Here is a 21,939-nt window from a genome sequence, read left to right as displayed (position 1 = left end):
CAAAGTCTGGTGAGGTATACCGATTGGAAAAAGTCTTAGCAGAATAAAATTTGGAAAAAATTTAAAATAAATTTGGAATTAGACACAGTTCATCGCGAGATCCTTGGGGTCATATTTTCCTAAATTATTTTGATCCTCTTCCCAATCCATATTGGCAATAAAATCGGCTGTAAGCATCTCCTCGATTCGTGCATTGTCCATGTTGGTAGAAATCAACGCTTCTCGTATATTTTCTTTTGTCCAGCCTGACTCTGGTCGTTGGACCGCAAATAGATCCATTTTATATCCGCTCCTTTTCGTTAATATTCCATTTTCTACTGTTAGAGTGATCCTAGAGGGTGGTGAGGAAAAAAATCGATAAGTTTCTATGACATAAGTATAGCTGTTATTGCTTTCAGACTTGAAGTTTTCCCATTTTTTTAGACTCTTTTTATAGGCTGATTCGTGGTCAATGGACAAGGAATCATCTTTGCTGCAGGAAAATAACAGCAACATCATAGAAATTAAGGTGAGTAGGTTTTTCATAATTACGTGTTTATTGGTCCGAGGATAATCTCGTTTTTAAGAAACGACTATTATTTTCATTCCGCTACGTTATTTGTTAAAATGTTTTGAATCTGGATTTTGTGATAATTTCATTAACTTAAATGAGCAAATGCTTATGAAAATCTGAATTGTCCTTCTAAAACCTATACCATGAGAATTACAACTATCTTTAATTTAAAAACATTCCTTATCTCCTTCTTGTTCATTTTTATTGCACAATATACTGTGCTTTCCAAACCATTTCCAACAGATTCTGCTAAAGTTAAGATCATATTTGATACGGATATGGGGCCGGATTATGATGATATCGGAGCCATTGCACTGTTACATGCTTTTGCCAATCAAGGCAAGGTAGAAATTTTGGCTACGGTTTCTTCCGATGCCCATAAGGACATTCCCGGGACCATCGAGGTATACAACAGATATTTTAAACGTAGGGATATTCCCGTTGGACAGACTTATAGCCCCTTGGCTCCCAATTTTACGGCGGCAAACAATTGGAATGAACAGATCATCAAAAAGTTCGCTCCAGAGCTCTTAACTAAGAAGTATGAACCTTCAGTTTCGATTTATAGAAAGGTATTGGCAGAACAGCCGGATAATAGCGTTACGATAGTGACCGTTGGGTTTATGACGAATATCAGTGATCTTTTGCAGTCAAAAGCAGATAAATATTCCAATCTAAATGGGATGGAGTTGGTGAAGAAAAAAGTGAAGAATTGGGTGGCGATGGCAGGTGGCTTTCCGCAAGGCAAGGAGTTTAATGTCCACAAGGATGCTGAATCTGGGGTTTATGCCTTCGAGCATTTTCCAAAACCAATCTTGTTCTCAGGGTTTGAAATAGGGGACAAGATCAAAACGGGAGGCCTAATAGCAGGAAAAAAGCTGGAAAGCAGTCCTGTTTCTATTGGTTATCAGATCAATTTAGCGAGCTATGCCAAGGAAGCGGTAAAGGCAAGGAGTTCATGGGATCAGACAGCTGTGCTTATTGCTGCTGAAAATCCTGAAAAGTACTTTTATGTAAGTGGACCTGGGACGATGAAGACTGAAAAGGATGGGGCAAATTATTGGGAACCATCGGTAGAAGGGAAGCACAAATTCATAATCCATAAATATCCGTATAAGAAGTTGGAGGAAGCTATCGATGAATTGATGTTGGAACAACCAAAATAAGCTTTGGCCAAACTATCCCCAATCCCATCATTTTGGGTGATTTTATGCTGAAAGCTGAGATAGTGGATTCAGCAAATTGGACTCTAGAGTATTGATCGAAGACTAATCTGAAGATCAAGCACCAGGCGATGGATTAATCTGAGAATCGGTCTGACAATAAATAGATAATAGAAAGTTTGATTGTAAGGATTTAACGAGCGCTAGTGTGATAACTCATTAATCTCTTTCGCGTAATACATAAGAGGATTTATGGCATTGATTGCACGAATACCTCTTGACCGGCAAGAAAAACAAAAATGACTTGACCCACCACGGTCTACGAACTCGAGAGTAGAGATATGCTTCTCCACAATGAGGACATAAGGGGTGAGATTGACTCATAGCAGTCGTTTTTAAACTAATAATTTTCATACAATAGTTTCAAATAGTTTTGTGAATTAATTAATTAAACATCATCCCAGAATAGAATGGTTTAGGGTCTAGTACTCAAATAAACGGCCAAACCTTGTTTTTATTTTGTCTTCTATAGGGAGATAAAAATAACATGTATCGACATGTTGGGTTAAACTCTTTGAATGCTAGTGGTTTAACCTGTCGAAAGTTACTTCTTTGATATTAATACCCTGTTAAGAAATCTGTAATGTTAAATTAATTGTTATTTGTTAAAATAAGTTTGGTTACAGAAAGTGTGTGGCGGAATAGTGTTGAAAAACAAATGTTTAGCCAACTATTCCTAGCAATTGCAAATAGTTTTGTGTGATTTTGATAATACTTTTTAAAAATAACAAAAAACAATGAAATTTGTTCTGTTAACAATTAAAATAGATTAAAGATATATGAGAAAAATCCTAATAGTCCTTGTCATGCTGTTTTTAGGGCAGCAAGCTGGCTTTTCGCAAGAAAAGAGCAGGAAAGCAGATGGTTGGATTTTTGGTCCTTCCATCGGTTACCAATATCAGAGCGGTAACTTCTTGAAAGCGTCAGCTTGGGGGTTATTTGCGCCTAACCAATCTCAGTACATCAAGTTTGATGCTGGTGCCAACTTTACTTGGATGATGGATCAGTCTACTGTAATCCCTGAATTTGGCGTTACATATTACCTCAATAACGTTGCGGTTTGGCCATTCATCAAGGGGGAAATTACTCCGTATACCGCTACGGCTAAGGCAGGGATCAGCGTTTTTTCTATTCTAGAACTTTCAGCTGGCTATGGATTTGATATCAATACCAAAGAAAATTTTAAGCCAATCGATGGGTTTACCTTTGGCGTTGGCCTTAATATTCCCTTGAAATTCCATCTGTACTAAGGTTATTCCAACCATTCTTTAAAGTCGCTGACTCTTTCTCGGCTTACGATAAGTTCCTGTGAAGGGCAGTTGTTCAGTTGTACCCGCAGTCGGGAACTCGAATGGACCGATATGCTCTGAATGGAATTGATGTTCACGATGTTTCCTCTGCTTATCCGGAAGAATTTATCAGGGTCCAAAACTGTTTCGATCTGTTCCAATGTTTGGTCCAACAGATATTGGCTGTTATTGTCGCAATAGGCGTATGTGCCCTTGTTTTCTGAAAAGAAACATTCGATTTCTTCAATGGGGATCAATTTGATGTTATTGCCTACCTTGATGCTAAATCTGGTCTTATATTGATTTTTATCGGGACTGATCAGCTTTTTTATTTGCTGTAAATCGATGCTGGGCTGCTGATTCCTTAATCGTTCAAACTTACCAATTGCAATTTCAAGTTCTTCCTCGGCAATCGGTTTCAAGAGATAATCGACGCTGTTCAACTTAAACGCACGGATAGCAAATTCATCATAGGCAGTAGTAAAGATAATGGCGCTATTGATTTCCAATCCTTCAAAAATCTCAAAAGACAAGCCATCAGATAGTTGGATATCCAGAAAGATGAGGTCTGGAGCCTGATTTTCCATAAACCATTTTCTTGCCTGTTCAACCGAGTGCAGCATGTCGATGGCCTGTATCCCTATGCTGTTCAATTTCCTGGATAATAGCCTGGCTGCAGGTTTTTCGTCTTCAATAATTAGGGTTCGGTAATCTTTCATGAAACTAGGATTGGCAATTTAACGGTGAATTTATCTTCGGATTTGATGATTTGGATATCCTTCTTGCTTGTCAGGAGATATCGCTCCCTGATGTTTTTGAGTCCAACCTTGGTAGAGGAGCTTTTGTTTTCTTTTTCTTGAAGATTGTTCTCTACAACTAGTAAATCGCCTTCCTGAAAGATTTTAATCTTCAATGGATTTTGTTCAGTGGCCTTATTGTGCTGTATACAGTTTTCTAACAGGAGCTGTAAGGCAAGGGGAACTGTAAACTCGTTTTCCTGAAGGTTTTGCACTTCCATTTTGTATTCTATGGCATCTTCAAAACGGATTTGCAGTAGGGAAATATAGTTGTTTGCAAATTCCAGTTCTTGCTTGATGCTGACATATTCTTTGTCCTTATGCTCGAGGATATAGCGATAGATCTTGGAGAGCGATTTGGTGTAAGTAATAGCGTTCTTTTGATCTTCCTCGATCAAGCCGATCAGCACGTTCAGGCTGTTGAAAAGAAAGTGGGGGTCAATCTGGTTTTTTAACGATTCGAGTTGAGCCGTTGCCTCCCCAGCAATCTTTTTCTGTTGTGCAATCTGTTTGTTCTTGAATTGTTTGAAATAGTAGAAGGCATAGAATCCTAATCCAATCAGGATGGATATTATGGTCAAAGGAATGTAGGCAAACCAGTTTTCATCGGATACAAACTCACTGAAAGTTTTATTCAGCATCAGTTTTGATATCAGCATGTTGATGATGAAAATAACGATTGGCGCTTGGATGCAGGTAAGGATGATGTAGCCCAAAACCCGAGAGAAAACCTTGGTTTTGTCGGGAATAAAATGGTTTAATATGCGGCTTGAGGAGCTTCCGGATAAGAACAGAAAGATGCCGTAAGAAATGCCTGCAATGGATTCTGGAGCTTTGATAAAAGACATTTCTAAGCTCCCTGTATGGAACAGTACATAGATGGCAATGCTGCTGTAGATCGCCAAACTGATGATTACTGCCAAGATGATGGATCTTAGAAATGACTTCATTTAGTGTTTATTTACATTCTTTTAGGAGTGCCTCTGCTCTTTCTTTTCCCCATGAAGGATAGAAGGCAGGCTCAGTTTTTTTAGTGTCAAATAAAGGTAATGCTTTTTGAATACTTTCACATTCCTCCTTGGTGTCGCCGCCCATAAATTTCTTTGATTGCATGCTGAATTCAGCTAATCCAATGATAGCACGTGGATTATTAGGATCCATCTTGATTGCAGTTTCATAATCAGCCATGATAGAAGGGCTCAAGATAGCGGCTTTGCTCATAGGGTCGGTAATCATATCGGAGGTGGTAGCCAATGCCCTTACAACCAACCATTCTGAATTGAGGTCTTTCTCGTCTTTCGGAATTAATTCACCGATTTTCTTTAATGCGTTAGCCTTTTCCGTCTCATCTTGCAGATGAAAAGAGCTTGTCACCAAGGTCAGTGCCTGATAGTATTTTGGAATCCAGTTATCTTTTTCTACTTGTGCTATTCTCTCAAATTGAGCGCTTGCTTCCTTCACCTTGCCATCTTTCCATGCCTGAAGGGCTTCACCCATTGCTTTTTCATAATTTCCTTGTGCAAATACGGAAAAGCTAAATAATGTCAATAAAGTGCAGATTAAAGTTTTCATGTCGTGTATATTTTAGTTTATATAAAAATCAGTTTTTTGAAGTTTCCCATAAAATCCAATGGGATGAACTGTTGAATTCACTGGATGAACGGTTATAATTGATCCAATTGGTTGTCTTTTTTGTTCTTGCTGATGGTCCAAAAGAAGCCTACAAATGCAAATCTTTTGGCGGTGGGAATCATGGCACGCCCTTCGAACCGTCCTGTAGCGTTGCGAGATGGGCTATACTCATAACCATAGATGGGTTTGTTTCCCAAGATATTGGTGACCGAGAAAAAGAGGATTTTCTGTTGGGTCAATAGAAATGACCAACTGAAAGACAGGTCATTTTGAGCTTTGGTCATCGATTGCATAAATCCGCTTAGGTTGGGATTGTTATATGGTCTTCCTGAAATGTAGGTATTTGTCAGGCCAACCTGGGATCGCCAGCTGGATATCCAATATTTACCAACGATGGAGAAGTAATGCTTGGCCAAATAACTTGGCTGCACGGCATATTCGTAGTTCCTTTCGAGTTTCTTGGGGTCGGTATAGGAGTAAGATATCCAATATTGAAGGTTCGGGATGGTTTTGCTATCCTTCCAGAAAAAGTCAATTCCCTTTACTTTTCCGTAGCCATTGTTGGCAAAGGTTGAGTTGTATTGCGGAATTAAGCTGTTATAGGTAATTAGGTCGTGATAGTTTTTTAGGAAGCCTTCTAAGCGCAGCATCTGCCCTTTTTGATTGAAGGTGTAGTTGAAAATATAATGTTCTGCTGATTGCCATTTCAGGTCTGTGTCGAACTTGAAAATGTCCGGATTAGGATCCTGATGATATTTGCCATAGGAGAGAGAAAGCATGTGGTTTGTTGATGGAATATAAGCCAATGCTGCCCTTGGCTCCAGAAAACGCTGGTTTTTGAAGTTGTCTACATATCTCAAGCCAAGGTCTAAGGTCATTTTTGAAAACAGCCTATATTGTCCTTCCGTGAATACAGCTGCAGTAGACCGATTGAATCCGTAAGAAAAGGGATTGTCTTCGTTTTGCTGGAACTTTTCATCGACCGCATTGTAAAAATGTTCTGCTCCAAACATGAAATTCCATCGATTCGCATTCTTCTTGAACAAGGCCTTAGCATGGCTCCCTTTTTCCTTTGTTGGTATGGTGAATTCATGGAAACGCAAGCTGCGGTCTAGATAGCTTATCCCTAAACCTGTTTCCAATTTCCAGTTTGAAGGCAGATAATACACTAAATTGCTGTTCAGATAATAGTTGTTGGACTTGATCGCAGTTTTGATATCCTGGGAATATTGAACGCTATAATCCGTAAAACTGAAGTCTTCAGCAGCAAATGATGCATAGAGATTAAAAAAATGATGTTTGCCCTTGTTTCTGAAGATGGCCTCTCCAGAAGCTTGCTCATAAGGTTTATGCCAAGTAATGTTCTGGTTGATTAAGCTGTTATATGGTTTGAGATTGGTATAACTGGCATTTAGGCTCAGGGAACTGTTTCCCCATTTCTGCGAATTGCTCAGCCCTAGACCCACTGTAGAAAAGGAAAGTTCAGTTTTAGGCTCTTCAATAACCTGGGAGCTTGTCAGGTTCAGTATTCCTGAAAGAGCATTTCCGAACTCCGCACCATAACCTCCTGTGGAGAAGTTGGTCCCTTTGAAAAGGAAAGGGGAGAAGCGGCCGCGAACCGGAACGCCATTGGCTGATGCGGTGTAGGGCTGGCCGACCAGTATGCCATTGATGTAAGTCTGGGTCTCGCTAGGATCGCCTCCCCGAACCATTAGCCTGCCGTTTTCCCCTGCAATCTGAGCTCCCGGTAATTTTCCTAAGGCCGCCACAATATTTCCCATGCTCCCCGCTGTCGTTACGATATCCAACGGTGAAAGAACTGCGCCGTTCTGGTTCCCAACGCTCAACTGACCTGCCCTGACCGTCACTGCCTCGATCTGATTGTCCTCGGCAGCCATGCTGACTTCGATAAAAAGACTGTCTACAATCTCAATTTCAAGAGATTTGCCTATGTAACCAACCGAACTGAATTGCAAAACTTGTTTTCCTGTTGTTTCAGTCTTGAAGGAAAATCCACCAAGGGAGTCTGTTGAGGCTCCGTCATAACTGCCGACTATAAAAACATTTACATTAGAAATAGGCTTTCTTTTCGTGTTAATTACTTTTCCGCTAATGATTTGTGCCTTTGAACTCGTGGAAATAAGGATGAACAGGACTAGGGCTATTAATGGTTTCATGAGCAGTTTTTATTTCAATTTTAAGCCTATTCAAACAAAAGAAAAACAATAAAAAGCTGAACGGTTGGAAATAAAGGATGAATCGTAAAAATGGGAGTTTGAAAGGTTTTTGTACATTTGCTTTCTGATAACATTTGCCATGACCTCCTTTAGAAATCTTCAACAAACTACAGGAAGAATTATTAGCCTAGACGGTACGGATTACCACTTTTTTGGTGGTACGGCCTATCTTGGATTATTGGATAATCCAGAATACATCGAACTTTACAAAAAAGGGATCGACCTGCTTGGGCTCAATAATGGAACCTCCAGGACCAACAATGTACAGCTTGGAATCTATCAGGAAGCTGAGTGCCATTTGGCAGATCGTTTTGGCTTTGAAGCGGCAGCTTTGCTTTCGAGTGGTTATCTTGCAGGGCAGGTGGCGGTTCGTGCCCTCTCCAAAGGCAAGACCGTTCTTTACGCGCCAGGAAGCCACCCCGCACTATGGCTAGATGAAACTCCTCTAGTGGATGGGAGTTTTGACGAGTGGGCTAAGGCCACGGTTGAATTTATTAATGATGCCGAGCATGATGATGTCCTGGTAATTTCCAATTGTATTGATAATCTAACCCCTTTACATTTTGATTTTTCTATCTTCAGGGAAATAAAGCCAGACAAAAAGGTTCTTTTGATCTTGGATGACTCCCATGGGATCGGCATTTTAAAGAAGAACCAAGTTTCAGCTGATCTATCAGCTTTGAAATTCGACAATATCGAAATCGTTGTTTTAGCATCATTGGCAAAAGGTCTTGGAACTGATGCCGGAGTTGTTTTTGGAAACAAGGGCACTGTAGAAAAGATCAAGAAACATCCTATTTTCAATGGAGCTTCGCCGACAGCACCGGCAGCACTCTATGCGCTGGTTCATGGGCAAGATCTTTATGAAAAAGCTTTTGAAAGGATGCAATCCAATACGAGTATGTTGGCATCGATTACCCGAGAAACTTCATTGAACCATATAGAGAAATTTCCGGTTTTCAGCTCGACCCAGCCGTTACTTTACAAGCATTTGTTGCAGAAAAACATTGTGATATCCAGTTTTCCATATCCATTAGCGACAAGTCCCCTGTTAAATCGGGTTGTTGTATCTGCTTTACACTCAGAAGCTGACATTCGTCATATAGGAGAAATATTGTGTTCAGAAAGTTCATTAATACTTTGATAGTCAATAAAATAATTGTAGCTTTGCAAGCCTTTTGAAATGTAAAATTGGGGAGTGTTGTACTAAATCATTGAATGATAGTGGTTTGGATTTTAAAAAATCACAAAAATATTTCCATTACTCATTTTAAAAAGATACTTTTGCATCCCCAAACGGGCTGATAGGCTTAGGGTATAGATTAATTAGAGTAAAAATAGATATGACTAAAGCAGAAATTATTGCAGAGATCTCTAACAAGACTGGTTTAGAGAAGGTTGATGTACAAGAAACCGTTGAAGCATTCTTCAAAGTAGTTAAAAGCGCTATGATTGGCGGTGAGAATGTGTACGTAAGAGGTTTTGGAAGTTTTGTAGTAAAAAAGAGAGCTGAAAAGACAGCACGTAACATTTCTAAAAACACAGCTATTATCATTCCTGAGCACTACGTGCCTAGCTTCAAACCTGCAAAAGTATTTGTAGAGAAAGTTAAGAACGGAAATAAGAAATAATTCATTTTCATGAAAAACACCAAGCAAATCCAGATCATCGTTGTAGCAGCAGTAGTCCTTGTTATTGGATTCCTATTGTTTAAACCTGTGAAGGGCTTGGTAGATGAAGAAGAAAAAAATGCAGCAGCTACAACTTCTCAAGCTGAAGCTGCTGCATCTCAGTTTAATCTGAGTTCTGTATCTGAAGCGGCTAAGCGTGGATTGAACCCAGCTATTGTCAATGAAATCACAGATCTAGAGGCAAAAGCCAATAAAGCAGAAGGTTCCGAACGCGTGAAAATCTACCAGCAACTTGCTGATAAATGGAACGACGTGGAAAAACCTGCTCCTCAAGCTTATATCTATGAGGAAATGGCTAAGATTGACCCTAAATTTGAGTTCTACTTGAAATCTGGAGACAATTTCCGTAAAGGATATACTAATCTTCAAGATACCGTCCTAGCAAGTGCCTTAAATCAGAAAGCTATTGAAGTTTATCAAAAAGCTGTAGATTTAAACGGCTCGAGCTTAGATGCAAAAACCGGATTAGGGGCAGCAATGGTTACTGGAACCAACAACCCGATGGCTGGTATTGCTATCTTGAGAGAAGTTGTTCAAGCTGATCCAAAAAACCTGGAGGCTAACAAAACCTTAGGTTTGTTCTCATTACAGTCTCGTCAATTCGACCGAGCAATCGATCGTTTCAAAATTGTAATTGAACAAAAACCTGATGCCGAAGCATATTTTTATTTGGCAACAGGCTATGAAAATATAGGGATGAAGAACGAAGCTATTGCTGCTTTCCAAAAGAGCAAAGAACTGGCTGCCGATCCTAGTCTCTCCCAGTTCATCGATCGCAGGATTGAAGAACTAAGTAAGTAATTAACAATTTTTTTTAAAATCATTTAAAAACATTAAAGCTATGCCAAGCGGAAAAAAAAGAAAAAGACACAAAATGGCTACTCACAAACGTAAAAAACGTTTAAGAAAAAATAGACACAAGAAAAAATAGTTATAGGGCATTAGCCTTATAAATCATGTGATACAATCTATGATCGATTATCCATCATCATAGATTGTTTTTTTTCATTAAACGGTTTTATGTTTAACCGGACAACATTCGTTGTGGAGCGAGTCCACAACTGTCCTTAATTAAGTAGCTGTTGGTAAAGGAATTAATTATCGATTCAGTCCCCGATAAGGGGGTGACTATTGCTTTACTACAGGACAAACAACTAGTTGAACTAAACAGGGAACAAGCTGGCAATCATTATGCCGTGGGTGATATTTACTTAGGGAGAGTAAAGAAAATCATGCCCGGACTGAATGCCGCATTCGTAGATGTAGGCTACGAAAAAGACGCTTTCCTGCATTACCTCGACTTAGGGCCTCAAGTACAATCCTTGATCAAATTAACAAGGGTAGTAAAGAATGGCAGTTATCAAGAGAAACTGCTCAATAGTTTGAAGCTTGAAAAGGACATTGACAAGGCTGGAAAAATATCTGATGTTTTAAGCCGTAACATGTTATTGCCAGTACAGATAGCGAAAGAACCTATCTCGACTAAAGGACCAAGGTTAAGTTCCGACTTATCCATCGCTGGTCGATTCGTCGTCCTGGTACCATTTTCAAGTTCGGTTTCCATTTCCAAAAAGATCAAAGGCAGTGCCGAGAGAAATAGACTCAAGAAAATTGTAGAGAGCATTAAACCTGCAAATTTCGGCGTCATTATCCGTACGGTATCCGAAGGTAAGGGAGTTGATGAACTCCAAAAAGACCTTCTTGACCTGATCTCCAAATGGGAATTGTTTACCAAACGCCTTAAAACAGCTGAACCCCCTCAGAAAGTACTGGGTGAGTTGGACAGAGCGTCCACCATCCTGCGTGATATCCTCACCGATGAATTTACTCATATCTATGTTAATGATAATGAAATCTACGAGGAAGTAAAATCATATATTCAAGAGATCTCTCCGGATCTGGAAAAGATAGTCAAATTCTATAAAGGAAAAGAACCTATCTTCGACCATTTCGGAGTAGAAAAGCAAATTAAGGCGTCGTTCGGCAAAACTGTAAACCTGCAAGGTGGTGCCTACCTGGTGATTGAACACACCGAAGCACTCCACGTCATCGACGTCAATAGCGGAAACAGGATTGCCAACAAAGAAAATCAAGAAGATAACGCGCTCCTTGTAAACAAGGAAGCAGCAAAAGAAATTGCCCGTCAGCTTAGGCTGAGGGATATGGGTGGCATCGTCGTCATCGATTTTATCGATATGCACAAAGCCTCCAACCGGAAAGAACTGTATGGTTTCTTGAAGGAATGTATGGCCAGCGACAGAGCACGTCATACCATTCTCCCTCCTAGTAAATTCGGATTAGTCCAGATCACTAGGCAAAGAGTCAGACCTGAAATGAGCATTGTGACCAATGAAAAGTGTCCTGCTTGTGACGGAACCGGCGAAATTAGATCCAGTATCGTTTTATTGGATGATATTGAAAACAATTTGAGTTTTATTCTTCAGGAACAGAACGAAGTCGGGGTTACCCTTTGTGTACACCCTTATATCGCTGCCTACATCAAATCTGGTTTTATCTCCAGAAGAATGAAATGGTTTCTAAAATATTGGAAATGGATTAAAGTGAAGGAAATGAGCTCATATCATTTGACCGAATTCCACTTCTTTAACTCCAAAGACGAAGAAATAAAATTGTAAAAAAAGCTGGTTGCATTCCGCAACCAGCTTTTTTACTTTATAGCAGGTCTATCCAATGGATCTTCAGTCCATCTTTCTCCATTTTCCTAAAGTAGGTCATCTGCCGCTTCGCAAACCGATGGATCTCTGTCCTTAGCTTTTCCTTGAATTCCTCCATGGTCAATTCACCCTGCAAATGCAAAGAAGCATATTTATACTCCAGTCCAAACCATTGCAATTGTTCATGGCTGATCCCTTGGGCCAATAGACCTTCACCTTCAGCCAACAAACCTTCCTCCATCCTGGTTTCCAGGCGTTGGTCTATCCTTGCTCTCCTTGTTTCTCGATCGGGCGATAGCCCTAGGATCAAAAAATCCTTAACGGTATTAACTTTCACTTCCGGCTTAGGATGGTCTTTCAGGTAGATCAATATTTCCAGGGCCCTGACCAATCGCTTATGGCTGTTCCAGTCTATATTGAAATCTTCAGGAATGCTATATTCCTTTATCCTCGCTATGAGGGTCTCTTTTGGCAATAAGGAAAGCTCATTTTGCAGGTCCTTATCCTTTTGGATCTGACTATAGGGCTGCTCTTGCAATAAACTCTGTATATATGAACCGGTACCACCACAAAGGATGGGAAGTTTTTTTCGACTTCGGATTTCTACAAATGCTTGTTGAAAGGCATCCCTGAACAAATCCACATTATAATGCTCATGTGGATCAACAATATCGATAAGATGGTAGGGAATATCTTGGTATTCGATCAGGTCCTTTCCCGTACCGATGTCCAACTGCCTGTAAACTTGCCTGGAATCGGCAGAAATGATCTCTCCGTTCATGGCTTGGGCTAGTTTGACTGCCAATTTGGTCTTTCCGGAGGCCGTAGGCCCTAAAATGATCAAAAGAAAATCAGGCGAAAGAAACTCTTCCGCCTGATGTATAGATTCAATAAGTTCTTGAATATGGGTTATATCACGAACTTGGTCCATTTTTCATTACTTGCGTTGCTAGCTACAACGGTATCAATAAATGCCATACCGCGAACTCCATCGTTTACATTCGGGAAATCCAATTGCTCCGGAGTAGGGGTTTTACCGTCCTTTTTAGCCGCTACAGTTGCGGCAAAATTACGGTAGATATTGGCAAACGATTCCAATAATCCCTCAGGGTGACCCGCTGGAATTCTAGTGTTATGGGTTGCAAATGAACTCAAGGTATATGGTGCTGCATAGGCATTTCCTGTACGGTAATACTGTCTCGGCTGATCCAACATTTTCACGATCAGGTTGTTAGGGTCTTCATTTGCCCATTCAAAACCACCTTTTTCGCCATAAATTCGCATTCTTACTGCATTTTCCTCTCCAGCGCAGATCTGCGAAGCCGTCAACACCCCTTTAGCACCTTCGGTGAAGTGCAACAATACCGAACCGTCATCATCCAATTGGCGGCCTTCGACAAATGAAGTCAAATCAGCACAAACCTCCGTGATCCTAAGTCCAGTCACATATTCAGCCAAGTGGGCTACGTGTGTACCGATATCACCCATGGCCAAAGATTTTCCAGAACGTTTCGGGTCTGTACGCCATGCTGCGCCAGCATTTCCTTCGCGCTCCGTCAAACGGCTTAACCAGCCTTGAGGGTATTCAACCAATACTTTGCGGATCTTGCCAAAGTGACCATCTTTAACCATAGCCTTAGCCTGTTTTACCATTGGGTAACCAGAATAAGTATGCGTCAAACATAGTGTACGGCCTGTACGTTCCACAATCGCCTGCAATTCCAATGCTTCTTCTAGGTTTAAGGTCATAGGTTTTTCAACTACAACATCAAAACCATTTTCCAAAGCAAGCTTTGCTGGTTCAAAGTGCAAAAAGTTCGGTGTTACGATCGTCACGAAGTCCATGCGCTCTCCTTCTGGAAGCTGTGATTCCTTCTCGATCATTTCTTGGTACGTCAAATAGACTCTTTCTTCAGGAACAAATAAGTCCTCGCCCGATTGTAAAGAAATCTCTCTATTTATACTGAATGTACCACATACTAATTCTATTTTGCCATCCATAAAGGCAGCAATTCGGTGTACAGCTCCTATAAAGGCATCGTTTCCACCACCGACCATGCCCATGCGAAGTTTTCGTTTCATAAGGAATAAATTTCGATTGATTAAGCAATAAATATAATAAAATAAAGCTGTTTTTAAACAGCCAATACTAATTTAATGCTTCCTGAATTCTGGGATAGATAACCATTGGGATGGTTCTCAGCCATTTCCAACAACTGCTCCTCACTTTCTATCAGATGCTGCTGCTGCTCGGCAATCCAAAATCTCGCACCTTCTCGGGATCCCATTTCCTGGAAGCCAATGGTCTTGAGCGATGAGTCCTGGGACCAATCCTTGTCCACATAGGTCATGATATCGCCTGGATGGAAATCCTTGATAAAGGCTTGGATCAATTTGGAGAGCCCCCCGATTATGAGCTGGTCAGATTTATGGCAAAAACGTAACAGTTCAAACGAACGATAATCCTCTGGTTTGTCCTTCATCCGGCGTCCGCCGCTAAATACCGCTATGGAAACCAACTCACCTTCATAGAAAAGACCGTATCTATATTTGCCCGGCAAGGGCACCTGCAAATGATGCTCCTCCAGAAAGGACATACTTTGGTTTTTGTCCAATCGCGCAACCACGGTCGACCGTGCGTGTAGCTTTTTGGCCTTTCCGGCCAGTACTTTCAGTCTGTGCTGTATTTTGGAAACCTCCTGCTCCAACTGTCCCAATGAAATCAGGATATATTTCTTCATCGAAGTGCTCGGTATTTCCATAAACTTTTTGTAGACATAAATGTCAAAGGATAGGGAAGGGCAGATGAGTTTCGAATAATGTTCCAGCTCTTCCTGATGTGCATCAGGATCTAACTCCTGTTGAATATAGCCTAGTAGCTTGTTGGTAGCTGGATTTTCCATCTTGCAAAAATAAGGCAAATCATTCAATATGCTAGCTGTGCTAAATTATTAATACCTTTGTACCGTAAACAATAACAGATGAAATTACCAATAGTAGCATATGGAGATCCGGTTTTGCGTCAGAGAACGGAAGAGATCGATGAGGATTATCCAGAATTAAAACAATTGATAGATAATATGTTTGAAACCATGTATGCAGCAAATGGTGTAGGCCTTGCAGCTCCGCAAATTGGTTTGCCAATCCGATTGTTTGTCATTGATGCCACTCCTTTTGGCGAAGATGATGAAGACGGACCGGGTGACCCAACGGCAAAGGATTTTAAACGTGTTTTCATCAACCCCATTCTGGTGGAAGAAAGTGGTGAGAAATGGCCATTCTCTGAAGGATGTTTAAGTATTCCGCATATCAATGAGGAAGTATTGAGAAAGAAAGACGTTGTCATCAATTATTTAGATGAAAACTTTGAAGAACAGGAAGAGGAGTTGACTGGTTTGGCTGCCCGTGTTGTTCAGCATGAATATGATCATATCGAAGGAAAACTATTTATCGACAAACTGGGGCCTTTGAAAAAAGCCATGTTAAAGGGTAAATTAGATTCTATTTCAAAAGGACAGATAAGAGTTTCTTACAAAATGTCCTTTCCGCAAATGAAAAAGAAAAGATAAAAGAAAAGCCAGATCCAGATCTGGCTTTTCTTTTAATAGTCTATTGCAGGTCCTCAAAATAGTGAAAGGCATCGATGATATCCAGGTATGCCCCATCAAATCCAGCATCCAATATATTTCTCAGATAGCTCTTATCATTTCCATAGATGATGGACTGCCATTCCTTATCCCAATATTTCACCTTAAAATTCCCCTTCCATTCCGGGTTTTCTGCAACGATCCAACTTGGCCGGTTCTTTTGCCAAGAGGCATTCCAATAAGGTCGGTAATCTTCTGCTTCCCCAATGGACATATAGGAGATCAATAAGCGACTCCCGCCGTTTGCCTTTTTCCTGAGCTCTGCAATTTCCTGATTATTGAATTTCTGTCCATCCGTAAAGTACAGATCCATGATCAGTACATCATAGTTGGTCGCCGTTACGGCCTGAATAAACGCTTGCTTGGAAGTAAAACCATTCGGATTGATGAGATAGAGGAAGTTTTTGGCTTCTGAAAGATTTTTGATGTTCAGTTTGTTCTCCTCATGTACAGCGATTTTTGGGATAATATTTAATTCCCGTTCTGTTGCCGCAAAGGAAATAAAGCCATTCTCCCGGTTCCAAGAATAGGAATTGCTGATGTTTTTAGCTGTAGAGCAATAATCGCTGACCAAAATGCTGTTGCCAGCTTGTTTTGAGATATTTAAATATTTGATCAGCCTATTGGTTTCCGCCGGATCAGTTGCCCGGTCATCTTGGTCATAACCAAAGAATAGATCTTCTTGTCCATTGCCGTCAATCGCCGCAAGGTAATCATTGGCCGCAGGTCCAGTAGGCTCTCCGCTTTGGGAGACCAATTCAATTCCATTCTGCGGTATGATCAAAAATTCAGGCCTCGATTGTTTCGCATATTTACTCAGCCCCATCACAAAATTTCGCATCTCCTGTCTAAAATCTTGATCAGGTTCCGGCGTAAAGCCTTCGTCTTTTGTGCAAGAAGTCAATAGACCTAAACCCAAAAAGATAACTAGCAATGGTTTCTTTATCCTCATGAATGATTATTTATTCGGTATTTGAATTAAACGGAATAAATAATGATTTAATATAAATGGACTAAAAATATAGCTTTTCTTAACAAATTAATTTATGGGCCGAACCGTTGGTAAGGATAGATTGTAACGAACCGAAAGGAAACGGATGCCGAATACGACCGTTGCGCTGATAAAGGCGTTCAAATTTTGGTGTAGCGGGACAAAGGTGAGCAGCACATAGGTTATGGCGCCCGCCAAGCAGGCCGAAGCATATATCTCCTTCCTCAATATCAGCGGGGTGACATTCATCAGCACGTCACGGATCACTCCGCCCATACAGGCTGAAAACATCCCCAGCATCACCGCTGCCATCGCACTGCTCTCATAGGCCAAAGATTTTTCAACCCCTACCACCGTAAAGAAACCGATCCCTAAAGCGTCAAATAGGAACAAAGTGCGGGCAAAACTGTCCAGATGTTTGTTGAACAGAATGGAAATAAAGACCCCTACAAAGATGGCAATGAGATAATTTCCATCTTCTACCCAGACTGGCCGGATATTCAGGAAGACATCGCGCAACGAACCGCCCCCAATTGCTGTAACAAAGCCCATAAAGGTGGCACCAAAAATATCGATCCCATATCGGTTTGCGGCCATTGCACCTGAAATGGCAAATACCATGGTCCCCAATAAATCAATGTAATAAATCAATTCCATTCCATTTACATCCGTCTGCAATAATACATAAAATATGAAATTCTCTAAATTAAATAAAAAAAGGCCTCGAGCGAGGCCTATTAAACTAAACAACGAAACAATGATTTATATATTAAATTTTGGAAAGTCCTTTTTTAGCTTTCAACTCCTCGAGTTCTTTCTGGTATTTTTTGTTGATCTCTTTGAATTCTTCTGAATCCTGCAGCTCTTTCCACTGTTTGGTTTTTTCTTTCCATTCAGGGCTGTTGAAATACTCTTGGATCTTCTTGCCGTCCTCCTGTAATTTTTGTATCTGTCCTTTCCATTCAGCTGAATTGAAATGGTCTTTCAACTTGGCAGATTCCTTTTCTATGTTGGCCATCTGTCTCTTCCAATCCTCACTTTCAAAGTATTTCGAAACATTGGCAGACTCTTTTTGAATGCTTTCCATCTGTTTTTTCCACTCCGGAGAATTGAAATATTCATTCACTTTGCTGGATTCCTTTTCGATATTGGCCATCTGTCTCTTCCATTCTGGGGAATTGAAATGTTCCTTTACCTTGGCAGATTCCTTTTCAATTTTAGCCATCTGCTGTTTCCACTCTGGGCTTTCAAAATAGGCACTTACCTTTTTACTTTGCTCTTCTATATTTTTTACCTGGGCTTTCCATTCCGGTGAACTGTAATATTCTTGGATCTTTTTGCCCTGTTCCTGTACAGACCTGATGGTATTGCGGACATCTAAAGGCAGTTCATTGGTGTCCCGGATCACGTTCCCTTGATAGACCAACTCCGGTTTTACCTTGGCTGGTACAACTGGTTTCTGTGCCGGTTGCGGGCTTAGCGGTTTTACCGTATCGATGATCACATCAGTCGATTGATCGGTCCAACTCCAATCATCCTTTATTTCCTCTGCCTTTGCCTCATTCGTTGGGATAACCAACGCTAAGGTTAGTATTGCCAAACCGCTAAGCAATACAGCCAATAATTGCGGCCTTACGTATTTATAATTAGTTTCCATTTTGGTGATTCTTTTAATTCGGTTCAATAAATGATTTTTGTTCCCGGTAGCTGCCAAGGTTAAACTTGGATTCATGCTCATGCGCAACTCTTCCAACTCAACCAATGCCTGGGCATAGGAAATAGGGGTGGATACATGTTCTACGACCATGTCATCACATGCATGTTCCCTTTCTCTTTCCAGTACTTTGGATAGGGCCCAGATAAATGGATTGAAGAACATGACCGTTTCAATACCGACCTTCAATAGGTTGAACAGATAATCCTGTCGTTTTACATGGGCCAGTTCGTGCAATAAGATAGCTTCTACCTGTGCCAGCTCCATTTTATTGGCATAAGCAATGGGGAAAAGGATAAACGGTCTCAGATGACCCAAGGTTATCGGTACGCTGATCTTATTGGAAAGATAGATCCCAACGGACTGTCTGATATCAAGTTTCTTTTTTGCTTGGTAATATAGGTTAGTCCATGATTCCGGAATGGAGTCTAGGCCTTTATATTTTAACCTCTTCAATTGGATCAAGCTATTGGTCAGCAAAATTATTTGAACAATGAATCCAAAAATGTATCCTGCCACGACATAAGGTAATAGACTTTCTAATCTAAAGCCATCCTGTTGTATGTTGGCCATAATGTTTTTCAGGTCTTCCGGATTTAAGGTCCTTAGGTCGATGAATTGACTGCTGTTTTGGAAGAAGTAGATAAAAGTCGCAATAAAGCTGATAAATATAGATACCTGGGTGCCTAATGCTGCGTTATGTTTCGCTTTGGCACTGATGTTTGATTTTGAAAGTGTATATATACTATATATAATATACCAAATTGCAGCTTGCCATATAGAATGCAGAATGCTCCAGCCTAATGCATTGCCTATATTGAGTGTTAGATTTTCCATGGCTAGTTTTGTTCAAGTTTCTTTAAAAATGCTTTGATTTCGTCAAGCTCTTCTTTGCTGGCCCTTTCATTTCCCAGTGCCTGCATGACAAGTCTTGCGGTCGATCCATTGTAAACCGAATCGATCATCCTGTCCAACATCTTTTCCTGGATTTCCTCCTTCACCAATTTCGCTTTGTATAGATGGGTCTTTGAACTGGTGTCTCGAGTCACCATCCCTTTGTCGTGCATGATCTGCATCAATTTCAGGATTGTTGTATAGCCCACATCTTTTTTGTCCAAGGTTTCAAATACGTCCCTTACACTGCTTTGCCCCTTGTTCCAAAGGACTTGCAATATTTCCATTTCGCTTTCTGTTGGTTTCATACGATGATTGTTAGTATCTACGAATGTTTTCGTATTCAAATGTACGAAGCGTTTCGTATAATCCAAATATTTTAAGAAATATTTAACATTTAAATATCATAATTAATTGATAACTAGCCTTTAAAATTCGTTTTCATCTGGTTTTTTAAATCAAAAATGTTAAATTGAAAACAATAGTCGCCATCCTTTTATCTTATTTAATGATATGAAAGCTATAGTATATAATGAATTCGGAAGCTTATCCAAAGGGGAGTACAGCGATGTAGCTGCTCCGGAATTAAAATCGGGCACCCTGAAAATTAAAGTAAGCTTTGCTGGGGTAATTCCTTTCGACCTCAAGGTCCTTGACAAAACCATTCCCATGCCGCAGCTAAAATTTCCCTTTATCCCCGGCGCGGAGTTCGCCGGAGAGGTTGTGGAGCTGGCTGATGACCTCAATGGATGGGAGAAGGGCGACTTGGTCTGTGGTAATCCTAAGAAATATGGCGGAGCATTTGCCGAGGAGTTTGTGGTCAAGGCCGACGAGATATGTAGGGTGCCTACTGGAATGTCGATGTCCTTGGCAGCTGCCTGTCCCGTTTCGGCTCTCGCCGCTTGGCATGGGTTGTTCGATGCCGGCAAATTAGTTGCGGATCAAAAAGTGCTGATCGTAGGTGCATCTGGAAATGTCGGCTCCTTCGCCGTACAGTTTGCCAAACAGAAAAACGCAACCGTCTATGCGGTCGGCTCTTCCCGGTATAAGTTTGATGTACTCGACCTGGGCGCTGATCATTACCTGGATTATAAGGATGAAGGTTACCTTAATGACCTACCTGCCTTTGATCTGGTCCTCGATATGGTTGGTGGGAAAGATCAGGAGAAATTGATTCCCTTATTAAAGAAGGATGCAACGATCGTTAGCCTAGTTCAGGAACCAGATGCCGCCTTGGTTAAGGAATGTCAGGTCCATGCGCACATGCTGAATTCAGGACCTAATCCAAAGGAACTTGAAAGGATACTGGAACAGGTCAGTAAAGGTATTATTAAGGTAAAGGGTATTGAGGAATATTCCCTTCAAGCTGCCGTTCAGGCTTTCGAGGCAATGAATGATAATAAAAGTAATGCTAAATACCTGCTGAAATGCTAAGGAAGGATGAATTGGTTCTTTGCATGACAGCTTTACCCTTATATAATATATATGGCATACGATGAAAGATTAGCTGACTCGGTCCGGGCATATCTTGCTGAACACACCTCATTAGAAGTTGAAGAGAAGGCAATGTTCGGTGGAATTGCTTTTTTAGTCGATGGCAAAATGTGCATCAATGTGGGTGATGACCAATTGATGTGCCGTTTCGATCCCCAAAAAACAGAAGAGTATAACAAAAGACGTGGCGTGCAGCCGATGGTCATGCGCGGTAAGCTGCTCGATGGTTATTGTTATGTTGATCCAGAAGGCTATAAAAACAAAGAAGATTTTGAGTTCTGGCTGAATACCTGCCTAGATTATAATCCCCTGGCCAAAGTCTCGAAAAAGAGGAAGGCCAAATAAACCTGTACTCCGTACCTATATCATGGATTGATTTGAGGTGTTTTTTTGCGGCTCTCCTTCGGGACTCGTTCGGGGCATGTTCGGGAATGGTCCGGAGAGAACAGGTAAACCGGCCGGAGCGTACCCGAGGACGCATAGGGGATTTGGTCGCTTGCGTTGCGAATTTTCGGAATGTGGGTCGAATGAGGTCAGGTGGAAAGGGGATGATTTTTGAACCAGGATCAAGGGGATGGGAGGATGGACCAAGATCTGGTTCAAACCATGTCGCCATCCGCCGGCATGCCGCCCTTCCGGTCCGGGAACCCTCCCGGTTGCCCCCCTTTGGCGGTATTTTCCCGTCTTTTCGAAAAATTATCTGGCAATGCTACAGCGAGTTAGCTGGCGGCGGTAAAAATACTTTGGCCTCCCCCTTGGAAGTGAACGTATTTTGTCCCTATCTTTGCACCACTCCGCAAGGGAGGGACGGCCCCACGGCCACTGAAACACGGGAAGGAAAAGGGAAGCAGAGCTGCACGATTGCAGGCCATGCCGACCACCGAAAAAGGGCCTCGAAAATTATTTTAAAAAAGATTTTGCGGTTTCGAAAAAGGTTCCTACCTTTGCAGTCCCAACCAAGGGAAACAGCGAGGGACGCGATGTCCGGAGCGGAAAAAAATGACACGTCAACTCCCCTTAAAAGGAGACGATATACAGCCGAAGCGAGATGCCCAGGCGCGATAAGTTCTTTAAATGATCATGTAGCGCAGCGACCCGTACG

General features: G+C 41.1%; 21 protein-coding genes. 9 read left to right on the top strand and 12 right to left on the bottom strand.

Annotation, left to right across the window (positions count from 1 at the left end):
* Nucleotides 1-78 precede the first annotated feature (78 nt).
* Entirely contained in the window at nt 79-525 is a 447-nt protein-coding gene (locus tag ACWICE_RS19555; protein WP_454299058.1) for a hypothetical protein, read from the bottom strand.
* A gap of 171 nt (nt 526-696) precedes the next feature.
* On the opposite strand from ACWICE_RS19555, the gene ACWICE_RS19550 reads away from it, so the two are divergent.
* The gene (locus ACWICE_RS19550; RefSeq protein WP_454299057.1) at nt 697-1,719 is read left to right on the top strand and encodes a nucleoside hydrolase; all 1,023 of its coding nucleotides are present in this window, start codon (nt 697-699) and stop codon (nt 1,717-1,719) included.
* An 836-nt stretch (nt 1,720-2,555) separates the two neighbouring features.
* On the top strand, nt 2,556-3,026 hold the full coding sequence (locus ACWICE_RS19545; protein ID WP_185217973.1) for a hypothetical protein: 471 nt from the start codon (nt 2,556-2,558) through the stop codon (nt 3,024-3,026).
* A gap of 2 nt (nt 3,027-3,028) precedes the next feature.
* Here the strand turns inward: ACWICE_RS19545 and ACWICE_RS19540 are convergent, their stop codons facing one another.
* The 4 genes from ACWICE_RS19540 to ACWICE_RS19525 form a co-directional block, all read right to left on the bottom strand.
* A complete protein-coding gene (locus ACWICE_RS19540) occupies nt 3,029-3,784 on the bottom strand; it encodes a LytR/AlgR family response regulator transcription factor (protein WP_454299056.1) in 756 nt (251 codons plus the stop codon).
* Entirely contained in the window at nt 3,781-4,812 is a 1,032-nt protein-coding gene (locus ACWICE_RS19535) for a sensor histidine kinase (RefSeq protein WP_454299055.1), read from the bottom strand. Before ACWICE_RS19535 ends, ACWICE_RS19540 begins: the two co-directional genes overlap by 4 nt.
* A gap of 7 nt (nt 4,813-4,819) precedes the next feature.
* On the bottom strand, nt 4,820-5,434 hold the full coding sequence (locus ACWICE_RS19530; protein WP_454299054.1) for a hypothetical protein: 615 nt from the start codon (nt 5,432-5,434) through the stop codon (nt 4,820-4,822).
* Between the two features lie 92 nt (nt 5,435-5,526).
* Nucleotides 5,527-7,671 carry a TonB-dependent receptor gene (locus tag ACWICE_RS19525; RefSeq protein WP_454299053.1) on the bottom strand — a complete coding sequence of 715 codons (2,145 nt, stop codon included), beginning with the start codon at nt 7,669-7,671 and terminating at the stop codon, nt 5,527-5,529.
* A 139-nt stretch (nt 7,672-7,810) separates the two neighbouring features.
* Here ACWICE_RS19525 and ACWICE_RS19520 point away from each other — a divergent pair, with 139 nt between their 5' ends.
* The 4 genes from ACWICE_RS19520 (at nt 7,811) to ACWICE_RS19505 (ending at nt 12,058) form a co-directional block, all read left to right on the top strand.
* Complete coding sequence (locus ACWICE_RS19520) at nt 7,811-8,875, top strand: aminotransferase class I/II-fold pyridoxal phosphate-dependent enzyme (protein WP_454299052.1); 1,065 nt, start codon at nt 7,811-7,813, stop codon at nt 8,873-8,875.
* A 199-nt stretch (nt 8,876-9,074) separates the two neighbouring features.
* A complete protein-coding gene (locus ACWICE_RS19515) occupies nt 9,075-9,362 on the top strand; it encodes an HU family DNA-binding protein (protein ID WP_093099732.1) in 288 nt (95 codons plus the stop codon).
* A 9-nt stretch (nt 9,363-9,371) separates the two neighbouring features.
* Nucleotides 9,372-10,223, top strand: a complete 852-nt coding sequence (locus ACWICE_RS19510) for a tetratricopeptide repeat protein (RefSeq protein ID WP_185212664.1) — start codon at nt 9,372-9,374, stop codon at nt 10,221-10,223.
* Between the two features lie 281 nt (nt 10,224-10,504).
* On the top strand, nt 10,505-12,058 hold the full coding sequence (locus tag ACWICE_RS19505; protein ID WP_185212663.1) for an Rne/Rng family ribonuclease: 1,554 nt from the start codon (nt 10,505-10,507) through the stop codon (nt 12,056-12,058).
* A gap of 37 nt (nt 12,059-12,095) precedes the next feature.
* On the opposite strand, the gene miaA is transcribed toward ACWICE_RS19505, so the two are convergent.
* Genes miaA through ACWICE_RS19490 form a run of 3 tightly spaced genes read right to left on the bottom strand, consistent with a single transcriptional unit; the run spans nt 12,096 to nt 15,000 of the window.
* Nucleotides 12,096-13,028: a tRNA (adenosine(37)-N6)-dimethylallyltransferase MiaA gene (gene miaA / locus ACWICE_RS19500; protein ID WP_454299051.1), complete on the bottom strand. Its 933-nt coding sequence runs from the start codon at nt 13,026-13,028 to the stop codon at nt 12,096-12,098.
* On the bottom strand, nt 13,007-14,179 hold the full coding sequence (locus tag ACWICE_RS19495; protein ID WP_185212661.1) for a Gfo/Idh/MocA family protein: 1,173 nt from the start codon (nt 14,177-14,179) through the stop codon (nt 13,007-13,009). Before ACWICE_RS19495 ends, miaA begins: the two co-directional genes overlap by 22 nt.
* A 53-nt stretch (nt 14,180-14,232) precedes the next feature.
* Nucleotides 14,233-15,000 carry a hypothetical protein gene (locus ACWICE_RS19490; protein WP_454299050.1) on the bottom strand — a complete coding sequence of 256 codons (768 nt, stop codon included), beginning with the start codon at nt 14,998-15,000 and terminating at the stop codon, nt 14,233-14,235.
* Between the two features lie 78 nt (nt 15,001-15,078).
* On the opposite strand from ACWICE_RS19490, the gene def reads away from it, so the two are divergent.
* Complete coding sequence (gene def, locus ACWICE_RS19485; protein WP_185212659.1) at nt 15,079-15,666, top strand: peptide deformylase; 588 nt, start codon at nt 15,079-15,081, stop codon at nt 15,664-15,666.
* Nucleotides 15,667-15,706: 40 nt separating this feature from the next.
* Here def and ACWICE_RS19480 read toward each other — a convergent pair whose 3' ends face one another.
* From ACWICE_RS19480 to ACWICE_RS19465, 4 genes are all read right to left on the bottom strand, one after another.
* Entirely contained in the window at nt 15,707-16,696 is a 990-nt protein-coding gene (locus tag ACWICE_RS19480) for an endo alpha-1,4 polygalactosaminidase (RefSeq protein ID WP_454299049.1), read from the bottom strand.
* A gap of 87 nt (nt 16,697-16,783) precedes the next feature.
* Complete coding sequence (locus ACWICE_RS19475) at nt 16,784-17,392, bottom strand: trimeric intracellular cation channel family protein (RefSeq protein ID WP_185212657.1); 609 nt, start codon at nt 17,390-17,392, stop codon at nt 16,784-16,786.
* A 112-nt stretch (nt 17,393-17,504) separates the two neighbouring features.
* Nucleotides 17,505-19,286 (bottom strand): M56 family metallopeptidase, encoded by a 1,782-nt coding sequence (locus ACWICE_RS19470; protein WP_454299048.1) that lies wholly within the window; start codon nt 19,284-19,286, stop codon nt 17,505-17,507.
* Nucleotides 19,287-19,288: 2 nt separating this feature from the next.
* Nucleotides 19,289-19,651 (bottom strand): BlaI/MecI/CopY family transcriptional regulator, encoded by a 363-nt coding sequence (locus ACWICE_RS19465; RefSeq protein ID WP_185212655.1) that lies wholly within the window; start codon nt 19,649-19,651, stop codon nt 19,289-19,291.
* 205 nt (nt 19,652-19,856) lie between these two features.
* On the opposite strand from ACWICE_RS19465, the gene ACWICE_RS19460 reads away from it, so the two are divergent.
* Together ACWICE_RS19460 and ACWICE_RS19455 are read left to right on the top strand one after the other, a co-directional pair.
* Entirely contained in the window at nt 19,857-20,777 is a 921-nt protein-coding gene (locus ACWICE_RS19460) for an NADP-dependent oxidoreductase (RefSeq protein WP_454299047.1), read from the top strand.
* 51 nt (nt 20,778-20,828) lie between these two features.
* A complete protein-coding gene (locus tag ACWICE_RS19455) occupies nt 20,829-21,182 on the top strand; it encodes a TfoX/Sxy family protein (RefSeq protein ID WP_185212653.1) in 354 nt (117 codons plus the stop codon).
* Nucleotides 21,183-21,939 lie beyond the last annotated feature (757 nt).

Source organism: Sphingobacterium sp. NPDC055346, assembly GCF_053645235.1.
Note: the sequence above shows the minus strand (reverse complement) of the source record. Positions and strands in the feature narration are given on the sequence as shown.